Source organism: Streptomyces sp. NPDC003034 (assembly GCF_053591375.1).
This window is the reverse complement of record NZ_JBSFTS010000029.1, coordinates 58,001-70,921: the sequence shown is the minus strand read 5'-3', so window position 1 is coordinate 70,921 and position 12,921 is coordinate 58,001. Positions and strand designations below refer to the sequence as shown.

Sequence of the window (12,921 nt, the reverse complement as noted above, 5' to 3'; positions counted from 1 at the left end):
TTCCGAGGGCCCTGAGGCGTCCGGTCCCTACGGATCTCGAAGTCCATCGCATCCCCTGAACTGGGATGTTGCAACGACTCCTAGAACCCAAGGTGCTGCCCCGGGGCCCCTCCGTATCGCGTTACCGCGTGTCCCGTTCCGCTCCGCGCGTCGCCGACGCGGCGGTCACTCGGTCTTGATGGCCGTCAGCATGTTCAGGCGGGCGGCGCTGCGGGCCGGCCACATGGCGGCCAGCACGCCGACGAGTGCGGCCAGCAGGAGGAAGACGCCGATCCGCTCGTACGGGAGGACCAGCGCGTAGCCGGGCACCTGGTCGGCGAAAGTGGTCCCGACCGCCCAGGCGAGGAAGACGCCCACGGCGACGCCGAGCACCGCGCCGAACAGCGAGATGACCACGGCCTCCAGGCGGATCATGTTCTTGACCCGGCCCCGGTCGAGGCCGATCGCGCGCAGCATCCCGATCTCCTGGGTCCGCTCGAAGACGGACATCGCCAGGGTGTTGACCACACCGAGCACCGAGATGATCAGGGCCATGCCGAGCAGCCCGTACATGATGTTCAGCGCCATGTTGATCATGCCGCCCATCTCGTTGCGCATGTCCTGCCGGGTGGCGATGCTGATCGCCGGGTTGTTGCCGAGCGCGTCGAGGACCGCCTTCTCGCCCGCCTTCGACTCGCCACCGGTGTTGACGTACGCCTCGGGGATGTACGGGTCTTCGGAGTGGGCGCTCAGGACCTTGTCGTCCATGACGTAGGGCGAGAGCAGGCCTTCGAGGTCCTTGTAGACGGCGCCGACCTTCAGGGAGGCGGTGGCGCCGTCGTCGTACTGGACCTGGACGGTGGAGCCGACCGAGAGGCCGTTGTTCCGCGCGGTCTTCTCGGCGACGGCGAGCTCGCCGCCGCCCAGGCTGCTCAGCGAGCCGCTGAGGACCTCCACGTTGAGCAGGTCGCCGATGGTGGCCGGGTTGACACCGGAGGTGGACTTGAACTCGTCGCCGATCTTCACGGCGCCGGCGGTCTGCGGGGAGACCGCCTTGATGCCCGGCGCCTTCGACAGGGCCTCGACCGCCGCCTTGTCGAGGCTGCCGCCGCCGGCCGCCATGGAGATCTTGTAGTCGGCCTTGATCTTGTCCGTGCTCATCCGGTCCACGGCCTTGCCCATGGTGATGCCGAGGACGGACAGCGTGGTGACCAGGGTGAGGCCGATGGCCAGGGAGGCGGCGGTGACGGCGGTGCGACGGGGGTTGCGCACCGCGTTCTGCGCGGCCAGCTTGCCCGGCACCCCGAACACCCGCGCCAGCGGCGGGCGGACGGCCGCGATGACCGGCCGGGAGAGCAGCGGGAGCAGCACGATCAGGCCGATGACCAGCAAGAAGGCGCCCGCGCCGAGGATCATGCGGCCGTCCTCGCCGCCCTTGGACACCCCGGCGAGGACCGCGGCGACGCCGAGGAGGACGAGGACGGAGCCGAAGCTGTTGCGCAGGACGAGGGACTTCGCGCTGGCCGGGAGGTGGGCGCTGCCCATGGCGGCGACCGGGGCGATCCGGCCGGTGCGCCAGGCGGGCACCACGGCGGACATCGTCGTGACGAGGACACCGATGACCAGGGCCGCGATGACGGTCGAGGGGGCGATGACGAGGTCACCGGCCGGGATCTTCGCGCCGAGGGAGTCCATCAGGGACCGCATGCCGACCGCGAGGCCGATGCCGGTGCCCAGACCGACGGCCGCGGAGATCGCGCCGACGACCAGGGCCTCGGCGAGGACCGAGCGCATGACTTGGCCGCGGTTGGCGCCGACGGCGCGCAGCAGGGCCAGTTCCTTGGTGCGCTGGGTGACCAGCATGGTGAAGGTGTTGTAGATGAGGAAGATGCCGACGAAGAGCGAGATGCCGGCGAAGACGAGCAGCATGGTGCTCATGCCGCTCATCTCGCGCTCGATCATCTTGGCCTGCTCCCGGGCGAGGGATGCGCCGGTCTGCGCCTTGGTGTTCTCGCCGTCGACGAGCGGCTCGATCCGGGAGAGCAACTGGTCGGCGGAGGTGCCCGACCGGGCGCTGACCGAGAGCTCCTGGTAGTAGCCCGGCTTGAGGTAGAGCTCCTGGGCGACGGCCGTGTCGAAGAGCACGAGGCTGCCGCCCGCGTTGACCGCGCCGTCCTCGGTGGTGAAGACGCCGACGAGGCTGTACTCCTTGGCCAGGCCGCCGTCGCCGGCCACCCGCACCCGGTCGCCGACCTGGTACTCGCCCTTGGTCGCGGTGTCCTTGTCGAGGGCGATCTGGCCGGCCTGGACCGGGCCGCCGCCTTCGGTGAAGGCGTAGCGGGGGTCCTTGCCGTCCTTGACGGGGGCGTAGTTGGAGCCCTTGTTGGCCCAGCCGGAGCCGATCAGCTTGCCGTTCTCGTCGCCGACGCCGGCGAAGCCGGAGACCCGGCCGGAGACGGTGTCGACGCCGTCGAGGCCCTTGACCTTGTCGAGGGTCTGCTGGCTGATGCCGGGCTCGCCCTGCTTCTTGCCGTCCTCGTCGCGGGTCTCTCCGTACGAGGTGACGGAGACGGCGACGCCGTCGTAGCTCTTGGCGGACTGGCTGGAGAGGGACTTGCTGAGGGTGTCGGTGAAGACCAGGGTGCCGGAGACGAAGGCGACGCCGAGGGTGACGGCCAGGACCGTCATCAGCAGTCTGGCCTTGTGCGCGAGGACGTTGCGCAGGGCGGTACGGAACATGGTGGAGGAGTCCAGAGGTCGGGGTGGCTCGGCGCGACCGGAGAACGGGCGCAGGACGGACGGGAGGCGCGGCCGCCTCGGCGGTGGCGTGGCGGCTGCCTCGGCTGGTGCCAGGGGCGCCTCAGTGGATGCCCCGTGGGGGCCTCGGCTGGTGCCCAGCGGGTGTCTCAGCTGGTGCGGCCCTTGGCGTCGAAGGCCTTCATGCGGTCCAGCACGCCCTCGGCGGTGGGGCTGAGCATCTCGTCGACGATCCGGCCGTCGGCGAGGAATATGACGCGGTCCGCGTAGGAGGCGGCGACCGGGTCGTGGGTGACCATCACGACGGTCTGGCCGAGCTCGCGCACCGAATTGCGCAGGAAGCCGAGGACTTCGGCGCCGGAGCGGGAGTCGAGATTGCCGGTGGGCTCGTCGCCGAAGATGATCTCGGGACGGGAGGCCAGGGCGCGGGCCACGGCCACGCGCTGCTGCTGGCCGCCGGAGAGCTGGGTCGGGCGGTGGCCTAGGCGGTCGGAGAGCCCGACCATCCGGATCACGTCGTCGAGCCACTGCTGGTCGGGCTTGCGGCCCGCGATGTCCATGGGGAGCGTGATGTTCTCCAGGGCCGTCAGGGTGGGCAGCAGGTTGAAGGCCTGGAAGATGAAGCCGATCTTGTCCCGGCGCAGCCGGGTGAGCTGCTTGTCCTTCAGGGAGCCCAGCTCGGTCTCGCCGATGCGGACGGAGCCGGCGGAGAAGGTGTCCAGACCGGCGACGCAGTGCATCAGGGTGGACTTGCCGGAGCCCGAGGGGCCCATGATCGCGGTGAACTGCCCCTGGGCGAAGTCCACGGAGACGTTGTCCAGGGCGACCACCTGGGTCTCGCCCTGGCCGTACACCTTGGAGAGGCCGGTGGCGCGGGCGGCCACGGCCTGGGTGGTGTGCGGGGCGTAGTTCATGGTGGTCACGGGAGCGACTCCTCGGCTTGCGTCTGCGGATCGGCGGGACCCTTCCATCCTCGCCGCGCCCGCCCGGCCCGGGATCAGCCGCGGTGACCGTTCCCCGGCCCACTGGAGTCTGACCGCGGCGCCTCCCGCCTCCTCCTTTGGTATGACGCCGCCCCTGATGCGGGGGCGGCGGGGCGGGGCGGGCAGCGTGCTGCGGCGGGGGGTGGCGTGCGGGGTGGCGTAGGGGGTGGCGCGGCCATCGAAATCCCGTCATTCCCGTACCGGAGGTGACGGCCGCCAAGATGGGGCCGACCCTGAGTTCTGGGCTCTGATGGCCCCTCAAGCGCCAATAAAATCAGACAACATCGGAAAAACGGCCGAGTGGTCACGAGGCTGTTCCGGATAGGCTCGCCCCGGCGTTCAAGGCTTTTCAACGGGGGCCGCCACGCCTGCCCGGATGGTGGAATGCAGACACGGCGAGCTTAAACCTCGCTGGCCTTCGGGTCGTACCGGTTCAAGTCCGGTTCCGGGCACTGGGGAGCTCTGGCCAAGCTCGCTCCTTCATACCCTGCGCTTCGCCGCGCCTTCTCCTAAGATCCTCCTCCAGCAGTAGGGTGCTTTCTTTGCGAGCGCATTACTCTGGAGTCAAGGCCGCGCCCGGTGGCCATGGAGGAGTGAGATGAGGAGCAGTAACCCGGTCTTCTCGCGACGGGGGTTCAGCCGCGACAACGGTGGCTACGCGGGGTTTGACGCGCAGCAGCACCAGCAGGCCGGGACCGCCGCCAACCCGTACGCGACGAACCCGTATGCGATCGACCCGACCACGGGCATGCCGCAGGCTCCGGCCGCCGCCCAGGCGATGACCATCGACGACGTCGTGAGCCGTACGGCCATGACGCTCGGCGCGCTCATCGTGACGGCGACCCTGTCCTGGGTCCTGCTGCCCGTCGACCCGGCCAACATCGGCAAGTCGTACGGCATCGCCATCGGCGCCGCCCTCGTGGCGTTCGTCCTGGCGATGGTGCAGTCGTTCAAGCGCAAGCCGTCCCCGGCGCTGATCCTGAGCTACGCGGCGATCGAGGGTGTCTTCCTCGGCGTGATCAGCTCGGCCACCAGCACCTACATCAGCCCCGGCGTGGTCATCCAGGCCGTGATGGGCACGATGTGCGTCTTCGCCGCCGTGCTCTTCGCGTACAAGATGCGCTGGATCCGCGTGAACCGCCGCTTCACGGGCTTCGTGATGGCCGCTGCCATGGGCTTCATCCTGCTCATGGTCGCGAACTCGCTGTTCGCGCTCTTCGGCGGTGGTGACGGCCTCGGCTTCCGCAGCGGTGGCCTCGGCATCCTGTTCGGCGTCATCGGTGTCATCCTCGGCGCCTGCTTCCTGGCCCTCGACTTCAAGCAGGTCGAGGACGGCGTGGCGTACGGCGCTCCGCGCGAGGAGTCCTGGCTGGCGGCCTTCGGCCTCACCCTGACCCTGGTGTGGATCTACCTGGAGATGCTGCGCCTGTTCTCGATCCTTTCGGGCGACGACTAGCAGGACCGGCGGCCGCTGACGGCTGCCCGGTCCACAGCATGGGGAAGGCCCCGCGAGCGCACCGCTCGCGGGGCCTTCCCGCATGCGGACGGAGGAAGGTGAAGAGGGAGAGGTGAAGAGGGAGAGGTGAGAGGGAGAGTAAGAGGGGAGGGGGCCGACTGGGGTCGGGGTGCGGGGCGGACGGTCAGCGCAGCCGGCGGGCCGCTCTGCGCAGGTCGTACTCGTGGATGATGGCCTTCGCCTGGCCGTACGACAGTTCGTGCGCGCCGCGCAGCCAGCTGACCTTCTCCTCGAACCGGACCAGGGACGGGCCGTCGTCGACGGTGCGGAGCCAGTCGGAGAGCTCACGACCGGTGGTCTGCGGGATTCTGTCGATCATGTTGCGGTGGGTCTGCTCGGAGAACTCTACGGACATGGGCGCCTCCGGAGGTATCGCCGTGCTGTGCTGTTCTCTTCACGACACCGTGCCTGAGCGTTCGCCCGTTGGCAATGGTGCCCGCGCCCCGCGTAAGGTCGGCCGCGTGCTCGATACCTCACCCCTGACCGCCGTCGTGGAACGGTTCGCCGACCGGCTGCGGGCCGCTCCGCAGAGCCGGCTCCAGCAGGGGGCCGCCGCCGTGGCCCTGGAACTGGCGCGCGAGCTCTCCGTACGGGCGCAGCGGCTGGAGGGGGCGAGCCGGCTCCGTGAGATGCCGGACGCCGGGATCTTCGTCGTCGGCGACCAAGTCGCGGTGGCGGGGCTGGACCTCGCCGAGGCGCTGCGCACCGCCGCCGCCGGTCTACAGCAGGCGGACCCGGCAGCGCACCCGGCAGCGGACCCGCAGCCGGGCCCCGACAGCGCGCAGGCCCCGTCCGAGATGCTGGACGAGGCCGTGCGGCTGGTGGAACGGGCGGAAGTCAGAGCGATGCGATGACCCGGTCCGCGAGGATGTAGACGTTGCCGTCGGGGTCCTCGGCGTTGCCGCAGGAGAAGGTCAGCGCGTAGGCGCCGGAGATGCCCGAGCCGCCCAGCAGCACCGGCGCGGTCCCCGAGCGCAGGGCCTCGGCCAGACGCTCCGCGGTCTCCCGGTGGCCGGGGGTCATGCACAGCGTGGTGCCGTCGGTGAAGACGTACACGTCCAGCGTGCCCAGCGGGCCGGGGCGGACGTCCGCGAGGGCCGTACGGGCCTGCGCGAGCTCCTCCAGGCGGCTCACCGTGCGCTCGTGGTCGGCTCCGTGGTGCGAGGCCTGGACCGGTACGAAGTCCGGGTGCGAGGGGTGGCGCCGGCGGGCGGCGGCCAGCTCGGCGGAGTCCTCCGGGTACTCGTCGAGGAGGTCCTCGCCGAGAGCGGGCTCCAGACCCACCATGTCGGCCTGCCGGGGCAGGAAGACGGGGCTGTCCTCGCCGGGGCCGGGCAGGCCGCCCAGCAGCGAGGGGGCGTCGGCGGCGTCGCGGGCCTCCTGCGCGGCCCAGAAGGCCCGCGCTTCGGCCAGCTCGCGCTCGCGCTCCTCGGCCAGGGCTTCGGCCACCGCGGCTCGTATCTCCGAGGCGGGGGATTCCGCGGCGCTGCGGGCGTGCGGGACGGCCGCACCGCGCCGGTGGACCGGCTCCGCGAGCTCACCGCGCAGGGCCGTGACCTGCTTGCGCAGTCCGTGGACGGCGTGCAGCGCAGCAGCGCCCACGGCCGTGGCAGCGGCCGTGGTCAGCAGCAGGGCAAGAGACATGGCGCTCACTGACTAACTCCTGATGTGATTCGGTCCCCCGACTTCCTACATCAGAGTGTCCTGACCTGGGAATGGCGTGCAGTGCATTACGTCACGAATTGGACAGGCCTTTCGTCACACCGGTTCCCTCTTTACACCCTCTGACCTGGTCATATGACACTCCCCCAGGACGTAGGTCACATCCTGGGGGAGATTAGGTCACAGGTCGGCCGCGACGCGGTTGAATCCGGTGGCGCGGGCCGCGGGGCACGCGCCGGATCCCTTGGGGGGCCTGGGGCGGCGCACGCCGGAGCGCGACGGGGCGCGGTTCGGGCCCCGCTCAGGGCCGGGGCTCAGCTCAGGCGCTCGATGACCATGGCCATGCCCTGGCCGCCGCCCACGCACATCGTTTCGAGGCCGAACTGCTTGTCGTGGAACTGCAGGCTGTTGATCAGCGTGCCGGTGATACGGGCACCGGTCATCCCGAAGGGGTGACCGACTGCGATGGCCCCGCCGTTGACGTTCAGCTTGTCCAGGTCCACACCGAGGTCGCGGTACGAGGGGATCACCTGGGCGGCGAAGGCCTCGTTGATCTCGACCAGGTCGATGTCGTCGATGGTCAGGCCGGCCCGCCGCAGCGCCTGCCGGGAGGCCTCGACCGGGCCCAGGCCCATGATCTCGGGGGAGAGGCCGGTGACACCGGTGGACACGATCCGGGCCAGCGGGGTCAGGCCCAGGTCGCGGGCCTTGGTGTCGCTCATGATGACCAGCGCCGCGGCGCCGTCGTTGAGCGGGCAGCAGTTGGCGGCCGTGACCAGGCCGTCGGGGCGGAAGACGGGCTTGAGGCCCTGGACGCCCTCCAGGGTCACGCCGGCGCGCGGGCCGTCGTCGGTGGAGACGACCGTGCCGTCCGGGGTGGTGACCGGAGTGATCTCGCGGGCCCAGAAGCCGTTCTTGACGGCCTCTTCCGCGAGGTTCTGCGAGCGGACGCCGAACTCGTCCATCTCCTGACGCGTCACGCCCTTGAGGCGGGCCAGGTTCTCGGCGGTCTGGCCCATCGCGATGTACGCGTCGGGGATCAGGCCGTCCTCGCGCGGGTCGTGCCAGGACGCGCCCTCGCTCTGGGCGACGGCGGCCGTACGGGCCTCCGCGTCGGCGAAGAGCGGGTTGTGGGTGTCCGGCAGGCCGTCGGAGGAGCCTTTCACGGAGCGGGAGACCATCTCGACGCCGGCGGAGATGAAGACGTCGCCCTCGCCGGCCTTGATGGCGTGCAGCGCCATGCGGGAGGTCTGGAGCGAGGAGGAGCAGTACCGGGTGATCGTGCAGCCCGGCAGGTGGTCCATGCCCATCTGTACGGCGACGATGCGGCCGAGGTTGTGGCCCTGCTCGCCACCCGGCAGGCCGCAGCCGAGCATCAGGTCGTCGATCTCACGCGGGTCCAGCCCGGGGATCTTCGCGAGCGCGGCCTCGATGACCGTGGCGGTCAGGTCGTCGGGGCGGACGTCCTTGAGGGAGCCCTTGAAGGCGCGCCCGATGGGCGAGCGGGCGGTGGAAACGATGACGGCTTCGGGCATCGGGACTCCCAGGGGTGCGTTGCGGTTGCGGCTGCGGTGGCGCGGTGGTCGTCGTACCGGGACCGCAAGCGAAGTTACCGCCCCGTAGGGTCGAGGTCACCGGCCGGGGCGTGTGATGCGGACCGCACTGGGCGCCCGCTCCGCGGCCCGGGTCCGGGACGCCGGTCCGTGCCCGCGTCCGGAGCGCTCGTCTCCCTGCCCGCGCCAGGGCGCTCCGGACACGGGGTGAGGGCACGGGCTCACGACACGGGCTCACGACACGGGCTCACGGCACGGGGGCCTCCGGAGAGGCCGCGGGTGCCTCGGCCGGGGCGCCCGCCGGCACGTGCGCCGGGTCCGGATCCGTGGCCGGGACCCGGCGGCGCCGGCGGTGCTTGAGCAGGGCCCAGGGGCCACGGGCAGCGGTGACCTCCGTACCGGCCTGGCCCGCCGCGGCGGACGCGGCCTTGGCCACGGGGAGCATGTCCTCGTCCCGGGAGACGTCCAGGCGGTCGGACTCCGGCCACAGCCCGAGCGCCGCGCACAGGGTCGGCAGCACGGCCATGGCGGCGGTGGCGTACCCCTCCGCGGAGGGGTGGTAGGAGTCCGGGCCGAACATCTCACGGGGGTTCGCGGCGAACTCGGGGCCCAGCAGGTCCCCCATCGAGACCGTACGGGCGCCCAGCGCGACCACTCCTATGGTCTGGGCGGCGGCCAGCTGGCGCGAGACCCGCCGGGCCATCCAGCGCAGCGGCTGGTACACCGGCTCGATGGTGCCCAGGTCGGGGCAGGTGCCCACGACGACCTCGGAGCCCGCGAGGCGCAGCCGCCGTACGGCCGCGGTCAGCAACCGCACCGACTGGGTCGGCGGCATCCGGCGCGTCACGTCATTGGCGCCGATCATGATCACGCAGACGTCGGGCGGTGGCGCGTCATTCCCGGCAGCACCGTCGATCAGCAGCCCCACCTGCCGGTCCAGGTCGTCCGACATGGCCCCCGACAGGGCCACGTTGCGCAGTACGACCGGCCGCTCGGCCACCGCGGCCAGCCCGGAGGCCAGCAGGGCGGCCGGCGTCTGCCGCGCCCGCCGTACGCCGAGACCCGCGGCCGTGGAGTCGCCGAGCATGCCCAGCCGCAGCGGGCCGGGGCTCTGCTCCGGCCCGGAGAACTCGCTCCCGTACAGCCCGTCCGCCCGCGGCGGGTCGGGCAGGCCGGTGCCCACCGTACGCTTGGCGAACTGCATCTCCGCCAGTACCACACCGACCGTGGCGGCCCCGACCAGCCCGAGCCCGCCCCCGCCGTACGCCGCCCCCGCCGCGATCCGGCGGGCCGTTCTCGCCCTGGACACCCTTCAGGCCACCTCGCTTCTTCGACTGGGCCTTTGTTGACCTACCTGCCCCGTACGGCCGGTCGGTCAATCCCTTTCCGCATACCCTGGCCAGACCTCCCGGAGAACCCGTGGAGTCCCCTCCTTGGAGAACATGGTGCAATTCCACGACTCGATGATCAGCCTCGTCGGCAACACCCCGCTGGTGAAGCTCAACCGTGTGACCGAAGGCCTTCAGGCCACCGTGCTGGCCAAGGTCGAGTACTTCAATCCCGGTGGGTCCGTCAAGGACCGCATCGCCGTACGGATGATCGAGGCCGCCGAGCAGAGCGGAGCCCTCAAGCCCGGCGGAACCATCGTGGAGCCGACGAGCGGCAATACCGGGGTAGGACTCGCCATCGTGGCCCAGCAGAAGGGCTACAAGTGCATTTTCGTCTGCCCTGACAAGGTGTCCCTGGACAAGATCAACGTGCTGCGGGCGTACGGAGCCGACGTCGTGGTCTGCCCGACCGCCGTCGACCCCGACCACCCGGACTCGTACTACAACGTCTCGGACCGCCTCGTGCGCGAGACGCCGGGCGCCTGGAAGCCGGACCAGTACAGCAACCCGAACAACCCCCGTTCGCACTACGAGACCACCGGTCCCGAGCTGTGGCAGCAGACGGAAGGGAAGATCACCCACTTCGTCGCGGGCGTCGGCACGGGCGGCACGATCTCCGGCACCGGCCGCTACCTCAAGGAGGTCTCCGGCGGCAAGGTCAAGGTCATCGGCGCCGACCCCGAGGGCTCGGTGTACTCCGGCGGTTCCGGCCGCCCGTACCTGGTCGAGGGCGTCGGCGAGGACTTCTGGCCGAGCGCCTACGACCGCGACGTGACCGACGAGATCATCGCGGTGTCCGACAAGGACTCCTTCCAGATGACCCGCCGCCTGGCGAAGGAAGAGGGCCTGCTCGTCGGCGGCTCCTGCGGCATGGCGGTCGTCGCCGCCCTGCGCGCGGCCGAGGGCCTGGGCCCGGACGACGTGGTCGTCGTCCTGCTGCCCGACAGCGGCCGCGGCTACATGAGCAAGATCTTCAGCGACGAGTGGATGGCCGGGCACGGCTTCCTGGAGGAGGCGGGCCCCGCCGCCCGCATCGGCGACGTGCTCGCGGACAAGGCCGGCGCGATGCCGTCCCTCGTCCACATGCACCCCGAGGAGACCGTCGGCGAGGCGATCGAGGTCCTGCGCGAGTACGGCGTCTCCCAGATGCCGATCGTCAAGCCGGGCGCCGGCCACCCGGACGTGATGGCCGCCGAGGTGATCGGCTCGGTCGTGGAGAAGGAACTGCTGTCGGCGCTGTTCGCGCAGCGGGCCTCGCTGGGGGACCCGCTGGAGAAGCACATGAGCGCGCCGCTGCCGCAGGTCGGCTCCGGGGAGCCGGTGTCCGAGCTGATGGCGGTGCTCGGGGAGGCCGACGCGGCGATCGTCCTGGTCGAGGGCAAGCCGACCGGCGTGGTCAGCCGTCAGGACCTGCTGGCGTTCCTGGCGCGCGAGGGGAAGTAACGCGAGGGAAGTCACCGGTCGGCGCGGCCGTGGTCCGGCCGTCGCGCAAACGGTACGGGCCCGACACGTGACGGCAGTACCGGCTTAACACGCCTCCGGCACAGTGGTGGTCGTCGGCAGGGAGCCCCGGGAAACCGGACACCCGGCCGGCGCCACGAACGCCGTCGCCGGGAGGGCCGGGAGACCGGGCATCCGGCCGGCGCCAGGAACGGCGTTGCGCATTCCGGAGCGGCTCCCGGACCGCGTGGACGTCGCGGACGCGGACGGCCCTGACCCGGCCCGTGTCCCGACGCGGGGACCGCCGTCGTCCCGCCCCCGGGCAACCGGGGTGCGGCGGTCCCCGCGCATATCCCTCCGCGGGCGCGGTCGTGCCGTGTGCCACTCCTGAGTAACCGGGGTGCGCCGCCTCCCCGCGCCTGTCCTCTGCCGGCCTGGCCGCGGCCGGGGACCAAGTACGTCCAGTACGAGGAAGCTCCTCCGCCTTGCGATGCAAGGCGCCGGACAACGCGGGCTCGGCCGACAAGATCCGAAAGACACGCCCTAGCCCCCTGTCCGGGCCCCGGCTCCGGGCCCGCGTCTCGCGGAGCGGCCGTGGCTTGCCGAGCTGCATAGCCGCATGCAGAGTGCTCCGTGACTGAATAGTTCAGGTGAACGGAGGGGATGGGCATGAGCGACAGCCCGGCCGCGCGGCTGCAGAAGCTGTTCGAGGGGCACCGGCTGACGCCGACCCAGCGGCGGATCGCGCACTGCATGGTGCGCGGGGCCGCGGAGGTGCCCTTCCTGTCGAGCGTGGAGCTCGCCGAGCTGGCCGGCGTGAGCCAGCCCTCGGTGACCCGGTTCGCGGTGGCGCTGGGCTTCGACGGGTATCCCGCCCTGCGGCGGCACCTGCGCGAGGTGGCTCCCGCCGAAGGGGCGGGCGGCGAGCAGGGGGACGCGTACAACGAGTACCAGCAGGCCGTCCAGGGCGAGATCGAGAACCTGCGGCGGCTGGCGGCGATGCTGGCCGATCCCGCGCCCGTGCGGGAGGCGGGGCGGCTGCTCGCCGCCTCGGCCCCGCTGCCGGTGCTCGGGCTGCGGGCGGCTTCCTCACAGGCGCGCGGGTTCGCGTACTTCGCCGCCAAGGTGCACCCGGACGTACGGCTCCTGGACGAGGGCGGTTCGATGCTCGCCGACCGGATCGACGCGGCGGCCGGGGCCGGGGCCTCGGCGCTGCTCTGCTTCGCGCTGCCCCGCCATCCCCGGGAGGTCGTGGAGGCGCTGGAGAACGCCCGGGGGGCCGGCCTGACCGTGGTGACGGTCGCCGACTCCGCCTTCGCCCCGGTGGCCCGCCACAGCGACCTGCTGATTCCGGCGCCGGTCGGGACGGGGCTGGCCTTCGACACGGCGTGTGCGCCGATGCTGCTGGGCCGGGTGCTGCTGGAGGCGATGGCGGACGCGCTGCCGGACGCGCAGGCGCGGCTGGAGGCGTTCGACGCGCGGGCGGCGGCGCGGGGGCTCTTCGTCGAGTAACCGCGCGCCCGTCCTCAGCGACGGCCGCGCCGCCCGCCTACCGCGCCGTCCGCCTACCGCGCCGCCCGGGGAGCCGTGCGTGCAGCTGTTGACTGAATCTATTCATAGAGCGAGGATGTGAATGGATCGAC

10 protein-coding genes and 1 tRNA gene are annotated in these 12,921 nt (G+C 71.5%); 5 read left to right on the top strand and 6 right to left on the bottom strand.

The window, feature by feature from the left end:
- Nucleotides 1-165: 165 nt before the first annotated feature.
- Nucleotides 166-2,718, bottom strand: a complete 2,553-nt coding sequence (locus ACWDX7_RS24530) for an ABC transporter permease (protein ID WP_451492600.1) — start codon at nucleotides 2,716-2,718, stop codon at nucleotides 166-168.
- Nucleotides 2,719-2,885: 167 nt separating this feature from the next.
- Nucleotides 2,886-3,650, bottom strand: a complete 765-nt coding sequence (locus tag ACWDX7_RS24525; RefSeq protein WP_451492605.1) for an ABC transporter ATP-binding protein — start codon at nucleotides 3,648-3,650, stop codon at nucleotides 2,886-2,888.
- Nucleotides 3,651-4,089: 439 nt separating this feature from the next.
- Between ACWDX7_RS24525 and ACWDX7_RS24520 the strand changes: the two genes are divergently transcribed.
- Both ACWDX7_RS24520 and ACWDX7_RS24515 read left to right on the top strand, forming a co-directional pair.
- Nucleotides 4,090-4,171: transfer RNA gene (locus tag ACWDX7_RS24520), tRNA-Leu, on the top strand.
- 146 nt (nucleotides 4,172-4,317) lie between these two features.
- Complete coding sequence (locus ACWDX7_RS24515; protein ID WP_451492599.1) at nucleotides 4,318-5,175, top strand: Bax inhibitor-1/YccA family protein; 858 nt, start codon at nucleotides 4,318-4,320, stop codon at nucleotides 5,173-5,175.
- Nucleotides 5,176-5,359: 184 nt separating this feature from the next.
- Here the strand turns inward: ACWDX7_RS24515 and ACWDX7_RS24510 are convergent, their stop codons facing one another.
- On the bottom strand, nucleotides 5,360-5,590 hold the full coding sequence (locus ACWDX7_RS24510; protein ID WP_451492598.1) for a DUF4287 domain-containing protein: 231 nt from the start codon (nucleotides 5,588-5,590) through the stop codon (nucleotides 5,360-5,362).
- A 106-nt stretch (nucleotides 5,591-5,696) separates the two neighbouring features.
- On the opposite strand from ACWDX7_RS24510, the gene ACWDX7_RS24505 reads away from it, so the two are divergent.
- A complete protein-coding gene (locus ACWDX7_RS24505; RefSeq protein ID WP_451492597.1) occupies nucleotides 5,697-6,089 on the top strand; it encodes a hypothetical protein in 393 nt (130 codons plus the stop codon).
- Here ACWDX7_RS24505 and ACWDX7_RS24500 read toward each other — a convergent pair.
- The 3 genes from ACWDX7_RS24500 to ACWDX7_RS24490 form a co-directional block, all read right to left on the bottom strand.
- Nucleotides 6,073-6,879, bottom strand: coding sequence for a hypothetical protein (locus tag ACWDX7_RS24500; protein WP_451492604.1), 807 nt, complete (start codon nucleotides 6,877-6,879; stop codon nucleotides 6,073-6,075). The two genes, ACWDX7_RS24505 and ACWDX7_RS24500, sit on opposite strands and share 17 nt — an antisense overlap.
- A 332-nt stretch (nucleotides 6,880-7,211) precedes the next feature.
- On the bottom strand, nucleotides 7,212-8,432 hold the full coding sequence (locus tag ACWDX7_RS24495; protein WP_451492596.1) for an acetyl-CoA C-acetyltransferase: 1,221 nt from the start codon (nucleotides 8,430-8,432) through the stop codon (nucleotides 7,212-7,214).
- Between the two features lie 265 nt (nucleotides 8,433-8,697).
- Nucleotides 8,698-9,759, bottom strand: coding sequence for an SGNH/GDSL hydrolase family protein (locus tag ACWDX7_RS24490; RefSeq protein ID WP_451492595.1), 1,062 nt, complete (start codon nucleotides 9,757-9,759; stop codon nucleotides 8,698-8,700).
- A 136-nt stretch (nucleotides 9,760-9,895) separates the two neighbouring features.
- Between ACWDX7_RS24490 and ACWDX7_RS24485 the strand changes: the two genes are divergently transcribed.
- Nucleotides 9,896-11,281, top strand: a complete 1,386-nt coding sequence (locus tag ACWDX7_RS24485; RefSeq protein WP_451492603.1) for a cystathionine beta-synthase — start codon at nucleotides 9,896-9,898, stop codon at nucleotides 11,279-11,281.
- A gap of 666 nt (nucleotides 11,282-11,947) precedes the next feature.
- Nucleotides 11,948-12,790, top strand: coding sequence for a MurR/RpiR family transcriptional regulator (locus tag ACWDX7_RS24480; RefSeq protein WP_451492594.1), 843 nt, complete (start codon nucleotides 11,948-11,950; stop codon nucleotides 12,788-12,790).
- Nucleotides 12,791-12,921 lie beyond the last annotated feature (131 nt).